Genomic DNA, 15,811 nt, shown 5'->3' on the forward strand with positions numbered 1-15,811 from the left:
CCGAAACGTGGGCAAGGCGGCCATCGAGTCCGCAGCCAACACCTTCCAGCCATGCCCCGCAGGCACGGAACGCATCGTCAGAGACAGGACAGAGCATTGTCAGAGCAGACAAGAATCTCCAGCATCAGCCGCAGGCAGTTCGGATTGACGGCCTTCGGCCTCTCAGCCCTCGCCGTCGGCCTTTCCGCTTGTGGGGGCGGCGGCGGTTCAACTGAAGGCGGAGCCAAAACCCTTCAGCTGGTCCTTTCCGGTGACACCAACCAAGGCGGGGCGTTTGCCGCCGCCGCCGCCAAGTACAAGGAAGCCACCGGCATCACCATCGAGGTGGTGGACGTTCCCACAGCGGACATCACCACCAAGCTCAAAAACGCCGCCACCGCGAACGACCTGCCGGCCCTGGCGCGCGTCACAGGCCTCGATCCGTTGTGGGTCAACCAGCTCCAGGACCTCGCGGACATCGCGAAGTCGCGGAACATCGACGAAAAGTTCCTGCAAGAAGCCCCGGACGGCACCATCCCGGCCATCCCGTCCGACCTCACGGCCGTGGGTCTGTTCGTGAACAAGAGCCTCTTCGAAAAGGCCGGCGTGGCGTTCCCCACTGCCATCGAGGAAGCCTGGACCTGGGATGAGTTCGTTGCAGCCGTCAACGAGGTCCGCGAGAAGGCCGGCGCCAAGTACGGCGTGGTCATGGACCGCTCCGGCCACCGCCTGCGCGCCATGATGTACGAGTTCGGCAGCACTGCCTTCGCCAAGGAAGGCGACAAGTACGCCTGGGACGACCAAGCCGTGGAGACACTCGAGTATTTCCAGAAGATCAACGACGACAAGACCATGCCCAAGTCCGTGTGGCTCAGCGGCGAAGACGGCAACGCCATGTTCAAGAGCGGCCAGGTTGCTGCGTACTACTCCGGCAGCTGGCAGGTTGCCGACTTCAACAAGAACATCAAGGACTTCGAGTGGATGTCCGTGCCCCTGCCCAAGAAGGAAGCCAATGCCACCAACCTCGGCGGCGGCTTCATGATCGCGTTCAAGGACACCGGCGCGGACGAGGAAGCCAAGAAGTTCATCGAGTGGTTCTATGACGACGCCAACTACACCGAGTTCGCCAAGCTCGGCGGTTACCTGCCCGTCAAGTCGGACCTCAAGGTCGAATACCCGTTCCAGCAGGCCTCGTTCGAGCTGTACCAGAAGCAGATCGCCGGCAACGAGGCCAAGGGGGACAACGCCATCAAGCGCGTCGTGGCCGAGGCCTATGCCGAGACCCCGTTCTCAGGCGATCCGCTGCGTGAGGAAACCGTCAAGATGCTCGGCGGCAGCCAGGATGCCAAGACCACGGTGGAGAACATCGTGAAGCTCTACAACGGTGCCTGATCGGTGGCTAATCCAACATTGAGCTCCACGGTGACGCCGGGGACGCCCGGCACGGGCGCCGTGCGGAGCAAGTCCCAGCTGAGGCGCCACAACCGCTATGTCATCGCACCCCTGGTGCTGATCGGCGTCAACGTGGTGCTGTTCCTGGTGTTCTTCGTCTGGCCCGGTGCCCTCGGGCTGATCTACTCCTTCACGGATTACCGCGGCGTGGGCAGGCTGAACTTCATCGGCCTGGCCAACTTCCAGAAGCTCTTTGCGGACAGCACGTTCTATGCCGCCCTGAGCCGTACCTTCCTGTACACACTGTTTTCGGTGCCGCTGGTCTACGTATCATCGCTGGGCATTGCGGCGCTGCTGGTCAGTAAGGCAACCAGGGGACGGACTGCCGCGAAGGTGATCATCTTCCTTCCCTGGCTGATCTCCCCGATCGTGGTGGGTGTCATCTGGAAGTGGATGTTCGGCCAGGACTTCGGCTTCGTGAACTTTGTGATCTCGACGCTGGGCGGAGCCCCGGTGCAGTGGTCCAGTAACGGCAACCTGGCCCTGACGGTGGTGATCTTCGCTTCCGCCTGGGGCGGCACAGCCTTCAACATGCTGTTGTTCATCGCGGCGCTGAAGAATATTCCAGAAGCGCTGCTGGAGGCAGCCGAACTGGACGGGGCCAATGCATGGCAAAGGTTCCGGCATGTCACGCTGCCAGGCATCGCGCCGACGTCGTTCATGGTCATCCTGCTGTCCACCATCCATGCCATGAAGGAATTCGCAATGATCCAGGCGCTGACCAACGGCGGGCCGGGCACGGAGAACACCCTGATCGTCCAGTACATCTACAAGACCGGCTTTGAGCAGTCCAAGGTGGGCTACGCCAGTGCCGCGTCGATGGTGCTGATGGTGGTCCTGCTGGCCATTGCGCTCATCCAGTTGCGCTTCAACAAGAAGAAGGGCTGACCCATGGCAACCGCTGCCAACCTGCCCCCCGCCGTGGCGGAAGAATCCGCCCTCGGTGCCGAGAAGGCAGCCGCAGGCGCAATCAAACGGAACGGCCGCGAAGGCCGGACCAAGCTGTCCGCGCCCCTGACCGGGGTGCTATGGCTGATTGTGGCCATCTATGCGCTGCCGCTGCTGTGGTTCATCCTCAGCTCGTTCAAACCGGGCAGTGAACTGTTCAGCTACCCGTTGTCCATGATTCCCCGGGAATGGACGTTCCAGGGTTTCGTCGACGCGTGGGAGCGGGTGGACTTTGCCCGGTACTTCCTGAATACCGCCACCGTGGCGCTGGTGACCACGGTGCTCACCGTGTTCTTCAGTGCGTGCACTGGCTACGCGCTGGCCAAGTACAACAACAAGGGCACCCGGCTCTTCTTCGTCTGCATCCTGGCCACCACAATGCTGCCCACCGAAGTGATCCTGAACCCGACCTTCTCGGTGATCCGTGACCTCGGCCTGTACAACTCGCTCGCCGGAATCATTGTGCCGTCCGTGCTGACGGCAACGGGTGTGTTTATGTTCCGTCAGTTCTTCCTGACCGTTCCGGATGACCTGCTGCATTCGGCCCGAATCGACGGCGCCAGCGAGCTGGCCATCTTCTTCCGGATCATGCTGCCGCTGTCCAGGCCCATCCTGTTCACTCTGGCCATTTTCTCGTTCCAATGGCGCTGGAACGACTACATCTGGCCGCTGATCGTGCTCAACGATCCCAAGTGGTACACCCTCCAGGTGGCGCTCCGGAGCATCGTTGGCGCCGAAAACATCGACTGGCCGGTCCTGCTGGGCGCGTCGGTGATCTCCATCCTGCCGCTGGTCCTCGTGTTTGCCGTGTTCCAGAAGTACGTACTCAACGCCGACGTCTCGGCCGGGCTGAAGGACTAGATGGAGGCCTTTGTGAGGGATGGGATTGAGAGCCAGCCGCCGGCAGCTTCCACAGATGCCGTGTTCCTTGACGGCCTGGTGCAGGCTGCGGACGCGTACGTTGGCACGCTGCTGAAGGCGACTGACGGCGACGTGGCGGCTCTTCCGCACCGGGCCGCCATGAGCCGGCTGCTGGCGTTGGCAACGGTGTACGCGGAGCCGGGCTCCGCCCACCGCGGTTCACCGGCGTTTCCGGACGCCATGGAAGCCTGCGTTGCGCGGCTGGAGCACCTGCAGGGCCCTACCGGCCTGTTCGACGGCACCAACCTCAGCTCACCGCCGGACTCAGCGTTCACCATCAACGACGCCTGCATGGCGCTGGAGATCATTGGCGCCGGCCACGCCGCACTGGCGGGCGTCCGACGGCGGCTGCGCGCCGTCGTCGGACGCATTACCGATGCGCTGGTTGCCGGGGGAGTGCACACGCCCAACCACCGGTGGGAGCTGTGCGCGGCGCTGGCGCGCATCCATGCCCTGCACGAACGCGAGGGCGCACCCCGGCCGGAGATTGTGGCGCGCATCGGGGAATGGCTGGCTGAGGGCATTGACCAACTGCCGGACGGCATGTACTCCGAGCGGAGCCCGCTGTACGCCACGGCTGTCACCAACCCCTCGCTGCTGGCCATCGCCGACTACGCGGGGCGGCCCGGGCTGCTGGAGCACGTCCGCGGCAACCTGGCGGCGTTCCTGCCCTGGTTCAATCCTGACGGCAGCATCGAGTCGCTGTTTTCGCGGCGCCAGGACCAGTGGAAGACGTTCGATGCAGAGGCATTCCAGTTGCTGTACCGCCGGCTGGCCAACCAGGACGGCCGGTCCGATTTCGCCTCCGCGGCGGCCTGGTTGCAGCAGTTCCCGCTGCTGGAACCGGCCAAGGCGCTGGCCCGGACACGGCTTGACCCGTGGCTGGGGCTGGAGCTTCCTGCTGCCTCCGTCACTGACCTGTCCGGGGATTCGGCTTCCACCGTGTTCGACGGCGGCCTCCCGCCAGTGATGGCGCCGGGCCACGCCGCGCTGGACAGCTGCGGGATCCACCGGTTCCGCCGAGCCGGAAACGTGGTGACCGTCTTCGGCGGCTGCGACCCCTTGGAGCCCGGCGTGGTGTCCGGGCTCGCCACCAACCCCACATTCCTGCGCCTCGCCCACGGTGACGCGGTACTCACTGACATGAGGCTCTCACGCAGCTTCTTTGACCTTGGGCCGTTCCGCAGCCAGTCGGTCAGCACTGACGCCGGAGCGGTCCGCCTCGCTGAGGAACTGAGGGCGAATTTCTACCTCCCGCTGCCTCCCGAAAAGCACCGCAAGGACGGCATCTACGCCCTGGTCCATGAGGGCCGGTTCAGCGCCAGCATGGACTTCGGAAGCCGCCCCACGGTGGAGCATCGGCTGGCGACGGCCCTCACCATTCGTCCCGGCGTTGGCGCCGAGGGCGATGCCGCGGAGCTGGAATTGGAGTTCGACGGCGCGGACACATCGTTCGCGCTGGAGCTGACTTTCCGCCCTGGCGGCGAGCTGGCCGGAGTGGAGCCCCTGGCCAGCCAGCTCCCTGGCTCAAACACGGGCCAGGGGGCGTTCCAGCTGACCTCGGGCACGGGAACCTACCGGGTGGAGAACGATGTGATCGAGTTCGGTCCGGGCCTTGCTGCGGACCCCGACAACCCGCCGGTTTACAACCCGGGCGAGGCCTACCGCTACCTTGCCGGGACCAATGCCGCGGACGGCGTCAAGGTCTACATCACGGGCCGGACCCAAGGCACCCATCGCTTCACGCTGCGGGGCCGGAGCGTGGTTTAGGGCTGGACCTGCTGGAGCTGCTCGAACAGCTCAGGCGGGATGGCGTAGATGAACACGGCAGCCAACAGGTTCTTGGTGGCGTGCACAAAGTAGGAGAACATCAGGTTCTTCCCGGTCCACACGTAGACGAACACCAGCGTGGCGCCCATGGCCAGGTAGGGAAGCAGGGCGGTGAGCGTGATCGCTTCCTGACCTGCGATGTGGATGGCGGCGAACAGGAGCACGGAGAGCGCGCAGCACAGCCAGATGTTGAGGCGGCGGCTGAGCTTGCCGATCAGCAGGTGCCGGAAGATGTACTCCTCCACAAAGGGGCCGATCACCACCAGCACCGGAATCATCAGCCAGGCGGGAACCTGTTGCATCAGAGCCTGCAGCCCGGCCTGGTTCGCGGACGTTTGGACCGTCCCGCTGGCCGCCACTACCAGGGCAGTCAGGATCATCATGGCCACCACCGCGGCCGGTACCATCATCAGCGTGAACCACGGACGGGTGGCAAGGACGCGGAGATCGCGGGCCACCACCCGGCGCGCGGCGAACAGCGCCAGTACGCCGATGCTGCCGTAGTACATGAGGTTGACGCCGTAAGATGCCGCTGCAGGGCTGGGGGCCAGCTGCCGCAGGAATGGCAGGAGCAGGTCTCCAGCCAGGGCGAAGAAAGCCGCCACCGCCACATAAAGGCCCACGGTGCCGAAATCGAGGCCGGTGAACCGGTACAGCTCGGGCTGCGGAGCAGGTGGTCGCCGGTGCGTTGTGGTCATACGTTCAGCCTAACTCCACCCAACTAGGTAGCAGCAGATGTCGTTTTGGCGCCTCAAAACGACATCTGCTGCTACCTAGTTGGGTGGGACGGGGATAGTGGGGCGGGCGTCACATTGCGGGCCCGGCGCGCCGTCCCGTAGAATGTTCGGCATGCCTAACTTTCTGTTTCGGCGCGCCAAAGTAGCCGCCCGAACTTTCGCCCGGAAATCGGCGGCGTTTCGAGCTGCCGGCGCCTCCGCCGTCGTCCTTTTGTCCCTTTCCCTCGCTGCCTGTGGCGGTGATGCCGGCGGTGGCGCCGCCGGCAACAGCGACGGCGACAAGCCGGTGGTCCTGACTACCTTCACCGTGCTGGCCGACATCGCCCGGAACGTTGCGGGGGACAAGCTCACCGTGGAGTCCATTACCAAAGCGGGCGCTGAGATCCACGGCTACGAACCCACCCCCGGCGATATCCGCAAGGCAGCCAAGGCGGACCTCATCCTCGACAACGGGCTGAATCTCGAGGCCTGGTTCGCCCAGTTCGTGGAGGGCCTGGACGTGCCCCACGCAGTGGTGAGCGAGGGTGTGGAGGTCATGTCCATCAGCGAGGACTCGTACCAGGGCAAGCCAAACCCGCATGCCTGGATGTCGCCGGTGAACGTGCAGATCTATGTCGACAACATGGTGAAGGCCTTCAGCGAGCTGGACCCGGACAACGCCGAAGCCTTCAAAGCAAACGGTGACGCCTACAAGACCGAACTGCAGGCTGTGCAGGACGAGATGAAAACCAGCCTCGCCGGCCTCCCGGAGAACCAGCGCGCACTGGTCACCTGCGAAGGCGCCTTCTCCTACCTTGCCCGCGACGCCGGACTCAAAGAGGTCTACATCTGGGCCGTCAATGCCGAGCAACAGGCCACACCGCAGCAGATCACCCGGGCCATCGAGTACGTCAAGGCCAACCAGGTTCCCGCTGTCTTCTGTGAATCCACGGTCTCCGACGCCCCCATGCAGCAGGTCGTGGGCGCCACCGGATCCAAGTTCGGCGGCACCCTGTACGTGGACTCGTTGTCTGAGGCCGATGGACCGGTGCCCACGTACCTGGACCTGATCAGGCACGACGCCGACGTCATCACCAAAGCGCTGGCCGGCGCCTCAGCTGGAGCTTCTGCAGGGTCAAAGCCGTGAGTACTCCAGCCATCCTGGTTGACAACGTCACCGTCCACTACGGCGAGGTCCTGGCGCTCGATTCTGCCTCGCTCAGCCTGGATGCCGCCAGGATCTGCGGCCTGATCGGCATGAACGGCTCAGGGAAATCCACGCTGTTCAAAGTGATCATGGGAATGGTAAAGCCCGACGCCGGCAGCGTACTGATCGGCGGACAGTCACCGTCCAAGGCGCGCAAGGAAGGCGGGATCGGGTACGTGCCGCAGAGCGAGGATGTTGACTGGCAGTTCCCGCTGTCCGTCCGCGACGTGGTGATGATGGGGCGCTATGGGCATCAGGGATTCACCCGGCGCCCATCCAAGGCGGACCGCGCCGCCGTCGACGAAGCCCTGGACCGGGTGGAACTGGGCGAGTACGCCGGCCGCCAGATCGGCCAGCTGTCCGGCGGGCAGAAGAAGCGGGCCTTCGTGGCCCGCGGCATCGCCCAGGGTGCCACGATGATGCTCCTGGATGAACCCTTCGCCGGGGTGGACAAGCGGTCCGAAGCCACCATCAGCCGCCTCCTGCGCGAACTTGCCTCGGACGGCTGCACGATCCTGATCTCCACCCACGACCTCCACGCCATGCCGGCCCTCTGCGACGAAGCCGTACTCCTCATGCGCAGGGTCCTGATGCACGGCGCCCCCGAGTTGGTGCTGCAGCCCGAAAACCTGGCCATGGCCTTCGGACTGGACGTGCTGAACCGTGACCTCCCGGAATCCGATCCCGCCAGTGCAGATGCCGACGCCGCCGATGCCGACGCCGCCGATGCCGACCCCGCCGTTGCCGACCCCGCCGATGCCGCTCGCGCCGAGAACAGGGGCTGACCCATGGACCTTCTGGAACTCCTGCTCGAACCGCTCAGCTACGACTTCATGGTCCGCGCCATCGTCACCACCGCGCTTGCCGCCGTCGTCTGTGCCGTGCTCAGCTGCTGGCTGGTGCTGATCGGCTGGTCCCTCATGGGCGACGCAGTCTCCCACGCGGTGCTGCCCGGCGTCGTACTGGCCTACATCGTAGGGGCACCGTTTGCCCTCGGTGCCCTCGTCTTCGCCCTGATCGCGGTCACCCTGATCGGCGTCGTCCGCAGCACCAGCCGGGTGAAGGAGGACGCCGCCATCGGTATCGTGTTCACCTCTTTGTTCGCCCTGGGCCTGGTGCTCATCTCCGTCACACCCAGCCAGACGGACCTGAACCACATCATCTTCGGCAACCTGCTGGGCGTCAGCGTCCCGGACCTCATCCAGGTGCTCGTGCTCGGCGTGGTGGCGTTCGCCATCCTGATCCTGAAGCGCCGCGACCTGACCCTTTACGCCTTTGACCCCACCCACGCCCATGCCATCGGGCTGTCCCCGAAGCGACTTGGCGCGCTGCTCCTGGGGCTGCTGGCACTCACCTCCGTGGTGGCGCTGCAGACCGTGGGCGTCGTGCTGGTCGTGGCCATGCTCATCATTCCCGGAGCCACCGCCTACCTCCTGACAGACCGGTTCAACCGCATGCTCGTCATCGCGCCAGTGGTCTCGGCCGTGTGCTCCATCGCTGGAATCTACTTGAGCTACTACCTGGACACGGCCTCGGGCGCCATGGTGGTGCTGACCCAGGGCGTGGTGTTCGCCGCCGTCTACCTCTTCAGCCCCCGCCAAGGACTGATTGGCACCCGGCTGGCGAAGGCGAGGCGCAGGAAGGCCGTGGCCCTCGCGGTGTAGCTGTCCCCTTTTGTAATGCCCGACGGCGGCACTCGGCCTGGGTGCCGCCGTCGGGCGCTGTTGTCCCTGTCCGCCATGGAGGGCCTGCTTGACGCCGCGGCGTCGGCCGGGGCAGGCTGGAGCGATGAAGTCCTAACCAGCAGCCCGGCCGCGCCCGGGCTGTTCCCCGAAAACCACGGCCGCCGTCGAGCGCTGGATGAATCGAGCTGCCTGAATCGGCCGGTTCAGCCCCGGCGGCCACACTGCGGAACTTTGCGAGGACTTCTCTTGACTGAACACCTGAACCTTTCGGGCGTCTCCCATGGCTACGGCGACCGACAACTCCTGGACAACATCAGCCTGGTCATCAACGCCGGCGAGCACGTCGCGATCGTTGGCGAAAACGGCGCCGGCAAATCCACGCTGCTCCGTATCCTCGCCGGCCTCGAAGCTCCCGATGAGGGTGCAACGGTGATCCAGGGCCGGGTGGGCTACCTAGCCCAGACCCACGGCCTGCCTGAAGATTTCACCGTAGGGGCCGCCATTGACGCCTCGCTGGCATCGCTGCGCGCCCTCGAAGCGGAACTCGACCGTCTGGAAGCGGGCCTGGCCGACGCCGGCGACGACGAGCTGGAAACTTATGGCAGGCTGCAGACCGAATACCAGCTGCGCGAAGGCTACGCCGCCGAATCCCGGGTTGAGGCCGCTCTGGACCGGCTGGGGCTGGGCGGGCTCGATAGGAGCCGGGTGCTGGGGTCGCTGTCCGGCGGGGAGCAGGAACGCGTGGCGCTGGCCTGCGTCCTGGCCGACCCGGCGGACATCCTGCTCCTGGACGAACCCACCAACCACCTCGACGCGCGCGGAACGGCCTGGCTGGAGGATCGGCTGGCGGCCCATCGGGGCACCGTAGTGGTGGTGTCCCACGACCGCGTCCTGCTCCGCAAGGTAGCCGCCACCATCATCGAAGTGGATGCCGAGCGCCAGGCCGTGACCCGCTACGGAAACGGCTACGACGGCTACCTCCGCGAGAAGGCAGCCGAGCGCCAGCGCTGGGTTCAGCAGTACCACTCCTGGATCGATGCCATGGAGTCCGAAAAGCGCCAGGCCGAGACGGTGGCGGGGACCATGGGGTACGGCCGCAAGCGCGACGGCGACAAGATGGGCTTCGACTTCAAGGCCGGCACCTGGCAGAAAGCAGCCAGCAGCCAGGTACGGAACGCCCAGGAACGGCTGCGCCGGCTCGAAGCCAGCCCAGTGGACCGTCCGCCCGTGCCGCTGCGGCTCAACGCCGAGCTGGCTGTCGACTCCGCTGTCCCGTCCGGGGCTTCCGAGGACGGCGAACCAGTGCTCGCGGCCCGTGGCGTGAGCGTGCCCGGCCGGCTGGGAACCACTGACTTCCGGGCTGCCGCCGGCGAGAAGATCCTCATCACCGGACCGAACGGCGCCGGCAAGTCCACCCTGCTCTCCGTACTGGCAGGAACCCTGGAACCCGCCGCAGGCACTGTCATGCGGCCCGAACGCATCGGCTACCTGCAACAGGAGCTCGAACTACCCCAGCGGCCCACCCTCCGGCTGTTGCCGGCCTTCGCTGCTGGCCTGGGCGGCAACATCGACGAGCATGCCGAGGCCCTCCTTCGCCTGGGCCTGTTCCGCACCAGCGAGTTCCACGTGCCAGTGGGCAGCCTTTCCGCGGGCCAGCAGCGCAGGCTCGCCCTGGCACGGCTGCTGCTGGGCGGCTACGGCACCCTGATCGTGGACGAACCGACCAACCACCTGGCGCCTGTGCTGGTGGAACAGCTTGAGGCGGCGCTCGCGGACTTCGCCGGGACCCTGGTGATGGTCAGCCACGACCGCGCCCTCCGGGAATGGTTTGCCGGGTGCGCGCGGAAGAGCGAAAAGTCGCGGACGGACGAATCTGGCCGCTGGATCAGGTATTCGATGGACAAGGGCGTGCTTGCCCCGGCCTGAAGGGCGGGCTTCCTGACCAAAATGCGTAACTTTCAGCCGGGCCGCGAAGGAAGTTTCCCTGGATTTCCGGGCTACTCCACCGTCGAAGCCGGCATAAGTCACGCATTTTGGCCGGCCTAAGGCACGGGAAACGGTGAGGTTTGCGTTAAAGGAAAGTTACGCAGGGACCGGCAGGCGGAAACATCGGCGGCGGAAGATAGGCCCATGCCAGTCTTCCCGCCGGTCGAAAGGATCTGTCCGTGATCACCAAGAACCTTTTCCTGCAGGGCATCTTCCCGTTTGAGGGCACGGGGCTGGAAAAACCTGTCCCGATCCACAGCGAACTCTCCCATTACGTTCCCGACGGCGTCATCAACCAGACGCTCTATTTTAGGGGCGGCAATTCCAGCAGTGAACTGATCACCGTGGTCCTGATGCGGAACGGCGTGCCCATGCGCTATTTCCCCATTGGCGCCAAGAGCGATGTCCATGTGCCGCTGCGGGTGGTGGAGGACATCGAAGGCGGCTCGGTGGTGGAGCTGTACCTCGCCGCCCCGGATGGTGTTGGGGGATCCGTGGTGGTGGACCTGGGCATGGTGGAGCACTGATGACCAGCGTGCTGGACCGGCCGCAGGGGAGGCGCGCAGGCACCGCGCCGCGCCGTCGGCTGGTGGTTGTTGGCAACGGTATGGCCGGCGCCCGGGCAGTGGAGGAAATCCTGGCCAGGGGCGGCGCTGAGCTGTTCACGATCACCATGTTTGGCGACGAGCCGTACGGCAACTACAACAGGATCATGCTCAGCCACGTCCTCTCCGGAGAGGAAAGCGACGCCGACATCTTCCTGAACGCCCTGTCCTGGTACCGCGAGAACAGCATCACGCTGCACGCAGGCGTCCGCGTGGACCGGATCGACAAGTTCACCAAGCACGTCTTCTCCAACGACGGCCGGGTGACCCCCTACGACACACTCATCATCGCCACGGGAAGCCGCTCCCACATGCCGCCGATGGACGGGCTCTATACCCCGGGCGGGTCCGTCAAACACGGCGTTTTCGGATTCCGCACCATTGACGACACGCGAAAGATGGTCCAGCACGCCCAGCAGGATCACCACCGCCGGGCCGTGGTGATCGGCGGCGGCCTGCTGGGACTCGAGGCGGCCTACGGCTTGAAAAGCCACGGGATCGAGGTGGAGGTGGTGCACTCGGGCGGGCACCTCATGAATGCGCAGATGGGGCCCGACGGCGGTGCCATCCTCCGTCGCAGTGTTGAAGCGCTCGGTATCCGGGTGCATACGTCCAGCCGCACCACAGCTGTCCTCGGCACGGACCGGGTCAGCGGCGTCAGCCTTAGGGACAGGGACGACATCGAGTGCGACATGGTGGTGGTGGCCGCCGGGATCAGGCCCAATGTGGACCTGGCCGTCCTGAGCGGCCTGCCGGTGGAACGGGCGATCGTGGTGGATGACCGGCTGAGGGTCCAGGACGAAGACGACATCTACGCCGTGGGGGAGTGCGTCCAGCACCGCGGCGAGGTCTACGGCCTGGTAGCTCCGTTATGGGAACAGGCCGTGGTACTCGCCAACCACGTGACCGGCGCCGATACGTCGTCGGCCTACCTCGGCTCACGGACCGCCACCAAGCTCAAGGTGGCCGGTGTGGAAGTCGCATCCATGGGGCTGCACGGCCCCGAGCTCGACACGGATGAGCACATTGTGTTCTCTGAGCCCAGCCGTGGTGTCTTCAAGTCCATCGTGGTCCGCGACAACAAGATGGTGGGCGCCACGCTCCTGGGCGACAGCCGGAAGGTGGCCTACCTGACGCAGGCCTATGACCGCGGGCTGCCCCTGCCGGAGGAACGGATCTCCCTGATGTTCGACGTCGGCGGGCCGGGTGGGGACGCGGGTGTGGCAGAGCTCGACGACGGGGCCCAGGTCTGCAACTGCAACGGCGTTTCGAAGGGAGCGCTCGTGGCTGCCGTGAAGGACGGCTGCACTACGGTTTCCGGTGCGATGGACGCCACACGGGCCGGCAAGGGCTGCGGTTCATGCAAGCTCCTGGTCAAACAGGTGGTGGAGTGGGCCGCCGATGGTGCTGTGGAGGAGGACCCGGCCGCCAGCTACTACGTGCCCGGGATCCCGCTGGACAAAGCATCACTGATGGCCGCCATCCGGAAGCAGGGCCTACGCTCCGTCTCGCAAGTATTCGCAGCTCTGGCCCCCGGCAGCGCGGAGGACGCCAAATCCAAAATGGGCCTGGCCTCACTGTTGAAAATGATGCTCGCGGACCAGTACATCGACGAGCGCGACGCCCGCTTCATCAATGACCGCGTGCACGCCAATATCCAGCGGGACGGGACCTTTTCCGTGGTCCCGCAGATGAAGGGCGGCGTGACTTCCGTGCAGCAGCTGCGCCGGATTGCTGACGTCGCCGAGAAACACAAGGTCCCGCTTATCAAGCTGACCGGCGGGCAGCGGATCGACCTGCTGGGCATCCCCAAGGAGGACCTCCCGCAGGTCTGGGCCGACCTGGACATGCCCTCCGGCTACGCGTACGGCAAGAGCTTCCGCACGGTAAAAACGTGCGTGGGCAAGGACTTCTGCAGATATGGGACAGGTGATTCAACGAAACTGGGCATCGAGATCGAGTCCCGGTTCCAGGGCATCGAGTCGCCGGCGAAGCTGAAGCTGGCGGTGTCCGGTTGTCCGCGGAACTGTGCGGAGTCCCTGGTCAAGGATGTGGGTGTGGTGGCTGTCGAAGGCGGCCGCTGGGAACTCTACGTCGGCGGCGCGGCCGGGGCGCACATCCGCAAGGGCGACCTGCTGGCCACCGTTGATGACCCGGAGGATGTCAAGCTGCTGACGGGCAGGTTCATGCAGTACTACCGTGAAAACGCCAACTGGCTGGAACGGACCTACTCCTTTGTGCCACGGGTGGGCATCGAACACCTCCGCGCAGTGATCGTGGAGGATTCGGAAGGCATAGCGGCGGCCTTGGACGAGGCCATGCAGGCATCGGTGGACAGCTACGTGGACCCGTGGAGCGAGCGCGCGGACCCCCTCACGCCGGGCCAGTTCCGGACCTCCCTGCCGCTCACGGTCCTGCCCCAGGTGCCGGTCCGATGAGCGCCGGCCACAACCTGGGCCCCGTGGACCAAATCCCCTTCGGCGAGGGGCGGGCGTTCGGCATCGATGGCGAGCAGGTGGCGGTTTTCCGGTTGAGGGACGGAACCCTCCGTGCCCTGTCCGCTGTCTGCCCCCACCGGGGCGGCCCCATCGCGGACGGAACCATCGACCGTCAGGTGGTCCTTTGCCCGCTGCACCAGCACGCGTTCAGCCTGGATACCGGATGTTCCAGCACCGGCGCCGAACCTCTGCGCACCTACCACGTCCAGGAGGATGCGGAGCAAAATATTCTTCTGCAGGATTCCCCTTCGGGTGGCAATAGTTCGGCTTAACCGGAGGACGGTGTATCGCTCGTCACTTGCTCCGGTTTGTGTCTTGTAGGATAGAAAGGCCGCGCGAACTTCGACGTACTGTGACTTTCCATACAGAAAATTCCTTCAAACATCACGAAGCCGAATTTTCAGTATGAGAGTCCGCTGCCAAGGTGCCGGCCAATCCCCTACCCACAAGGAATTGTTGTGCCTCAAAGTACCCCCACAGAACTCGTGAGCCCCTCGGCGCAATCCGCCGTCGTCGACTCCACCCTCAGCGCCGAGGGCTACAAAAAATCCCTGAGCGGCCGCCAGGTGACCATGATTGCCATGGGCGGCGCCATCGGCGTCGGCCTCTTTATGGGTGCCGGCGGACGCCTGGCCTCGACAGGCCCGGCACTGATCTTCTCGTACGCCATTGCCGGCGTCATCGCCTACCTGCTGATGCGCGCCCTGGGGGAACTGATCATGTACCGCCAGACGTCGGGTTCCTTCGTCAGCTATGCCGGCGAGATGTTCGGCAAGAAGGGCGCGTACCTCTCCGGCTGGATGTACTTCATCAACTGGGCCATGACCGGCATTGCGGAGCTCATCGCGATCGGACTGTATTTCCAGTTCTTCTTCCCCAACGTGCCTGTTGAACTGTCCGCCATCGCGGCGCTCCTGCTGCTCGTGGGCGTCAACCTGATGAGCGTCAAGGCGTTCGGCGAGTTCGAATTCTGGGCCTCCTGCCTCAAGGTCGGTGCCATCGTGATCTTCCTGGCCGTGGGCACCTTCATGGTGGTTACCAACGCGCAGGTGGGCGACGGCAACGCCTCCGTGAACAACCTTTTCGCAGCGGAGGGCGGCATGTTCCCCAAGGGTGCGCTGGTGATGATCCTGGTCCTCAATGCCGTGATCTTCGCGTACAACGGCATCGAGCTGGTCGGCATCACAGCCGGTGAAATGCAGGATCCCGCCAAGGAAGTGCCCAAGGCAATCCGCGCCGTCGTCTTCCGCATCGTGGTGTTCTACGTCGGCTCGGTGACCCTCCTCGCCATGCTGTTGCCCTCGGACCAGTACGTGGCCGGCACCTCGCCGTTCGTTACCGTATTCGGCCAGATGGGCCTTGGCTGGATGGGCGATGTCATGAACATGATCGTCATCACCGCCGCACTGTCCTCCTGCAACTCTGGCCTGTACTCGATCGGCCGGATCTTCCGCACCATGGCCAACAACGGACATGCTCCGGAGTGGCTGACCCGGATGTCCAAAAACCATGTGCCATATGCCGCCATCCTGGCCATCGGCGCCGTCTACCTCGTGGGCATCCTGCTGAACATCTGGCTGGGCGGCTCGCACGCCTTCGACCTCGCGCTCAACTCGGCGTCGATTGGCGTGATCTTCACGTGGGGCGCCATCTTCGCCAGCCAGATCGCGCTGCGCAAGCAGAAGGGCAAGGTTTCCTCCCTGCCCGCCCCGGGCGGAACCTGGAGCAGCTGGGCCGGCCTGGTGGCCCTGCTGGCCATCACTATCCTGATCGGTTTCGATACCATGACCAGCAAATCCGGTGAGGTCTTCCATCTCGGCCTCTGGACCCTGGCCACCATTCCATTCTTCGCGCTGGTCCTGTGGCTGGGCTGGCAGAAGGTTCGGAACAACGAGCCCAAGAACGCCCTCTTCAGCTAGGGCTTTGCACGCAAGCAGTACCTGCGACGGCGGGATCCCCACGGAGGGGGTCCCGCCGTCGTCGT

Annotated in this window: 13 protein-coding genes; 12 read left to right on the forward strand and 1 reads right to left on the reverse strand. The window is 65.0% G+C overall.

Annotated elements, in window-relative coordinates; all coding sequences use genetic code 11:
- The first annotated feature begins 96 nt into the window (after positions 1 to 96).
- The 4 genes from V9L18_RS05060 to V9L18_RS05075 are packed head-to-tail and all read left to right on the forward strand — an operon-like array spanning position 97 to position 5,070.
- The gene (locus V9L18_RS05060; RefSeq protein WP_337346077.1) at positions 97 to 1,371 is read left to right on the forward strand and encodes an ABC transporter substrate-binding protein; all 1,275 of its coding nucleotides are present in this window, start codon (positions 97 to 99) and stop codon (positions 1,369 to 1,371) included.
- Between the two features lie 3 nt (positions 1,372 to 1,374).
- Positions 1,375 to 2,319 (forward strand): carbohydrate ABC transporter permease, encoded by a 945-nt coding sequence (locus tag V9L18_RS05065; RefSeq protein ID WP_337346078.1) that lies wholly within the window; start codon positions 1,375 to 1,377, stop codon positions 2,317 to 2,319.
- 3 nt (positions 2,320 to 2,322) lie between these two features.
- Entirely contained in the window at positions 2,323 to 3,240 is a 918-nt protein-coding gene (locus V9L18_RS05070; protein ID WP_337346079.1) for a carbohydrate ABC transporter permease, read from the forward strand.
- 12 nt (positions 3,241 to 3,252) lie between these two features.
- Positions 3,253 to 5,070 carry a hypothetical protein gene (locus V9L18_RS05075; protein ID WP_337346080.1) on the forward strand — a complete coding sequence of 606 codons (1,818 nt, stop codon included), beginning with the start codon at positions 3,253 to 3,255 and terminating at the stop codon, positions 5,068 to 5,070.
- Here V9L18_RS05075 and V9L18_RS05080 read toward each other — a convergent pair.
- Positions 5,067 to 5,828, reverse strand: a complete 762-nt coding sequence (locus V9L18_RS05080; RefSeq protein ID WP_337346081.1) for a CPBP family intramembrane glutamic endopeptidase — start codon at positions 5,826 to 5,828, stop codon at positions 5,067 to 5,069. The two genes, V9L18_RS05075 and V9L18_RS05080, sit on opposite strands and share 4 nt — an antisense overlap.
- Before the next feature lie 151 nt (positions 5,829 to 5,979).
- On the opposite strand from V9L18_RS05080, the gene V9L18_RS05085 reads away from it, so the two are divergent.
- From V9L18_RS05085 to V9L18_RS05120, 8 genes are all read left to right on the forward strand, one after another.
- Entirely contained in the window at positions 5,980 to 6,993 is a 1,014-nt protein-coding gene (locus V9L18_RS05085; protein ID WP_337346082.1) for a metal ABC transporter substrate-binding protein, read from the forward strand.
- Positions 6,990 to 7,838, forward strand: coding sequence for a metal ABC transporter ATP-binding protein (locus V9L18_RS05090; protein WP_337346083.1), 849 nt, complete (start codon positions 6,990 to 6,992; stop codon positions 7,836 to 7,838). Before V9L18_RS05085 ends, V9L18_RS05090 begins: the two co-directional genes overlap by 4 nt.
- 3 nt (positions 7,839 to 7,841) lie before the next feature.
- Positions 7,842 to 8,717, forward strand: a complete 876-nt coding sequence (locus V9L18_RS05095; protein WP_337346084.1) for a metal ABC transporter permease — start codon at positions 7,842 to 7,844, stop codon at positions 8,715 to 8,717.
- 267 nt (positions 8,718 to 8,984) lie between these two features.
- Complete coding sequence (locus V9L18_RS05100) at positions 8,985 to 10,664, forward strand: ABC-F family ATP-binding cassette domain-containing protein (RefSeq protein ID WP_337346085.1); 1,680 nt, start codon at positions 8,985 to 8,987, stop codon at positions 10,662 to 10,664.
- A 239-nt stretch (positions 10,665 to 10,903) separates the two neighbouring features.
- Positions 10,904 to 11,251, forward strand: coding sequence for a molybdopterin oxidoreductase (locus V9L18_RS05105; protein ID WP_337346086.1), 348 nt, complete (start codon positions 10,904 to 10,906; stop codon positions 11,249 to 11,251).
- Positions 11,251 to 13,767, forward strand: a complete 2,517-nt coding sequence (nirB, locus tag V9L18_RS05110) for a nitrite reductase large subunit NirB (RefSeq protein ID WP_337346087.1) — start codon at positions 11,251 to 11,253, stop codon at positions 13,765 to 13,767. Before V9L18_RS05105 ends, nirB begins: the two co-directional genes overlap by 1 nt.
- The gene (locus V9L18_RS05115) at positions 13,764 to 14,099 is read left to right on the forward strand and encodes a Rieske (2Fe-2S) protein (RefSeq protein WP_337346088.1); all 336 of its coding nucleotides are present in this window, start codon (positions 13,764 to 13,766) and stop codon (positions 14,097 to 14,099) included. Before nirB ends, V9L18_RS05115 begins: the two co-directional genes overlap by 4 nt.
- Positions 14,100 to 14,285: 186 nt before the next feature.
- Entirely contained in the window at positions 14,286 to 15,746 is a 1,461-nt protein-coding gene (locus V9L18_RS05120) for an amino acid permease (RefSeq protein ID WP_337346089.1), read from the forward strand.
- Positions 15,747 to 15,811: the final 65 nt, after the last annotated feature.

This window comes from Pseudarthrobacter sp. CCNWLW217 (assembly GCF_037203985.1).
Classification (GTDB): Bacteria; Actinomycetota; Actinomycetes; order Actinomycetales; family Micrococcaceae; genus Arthrobacter.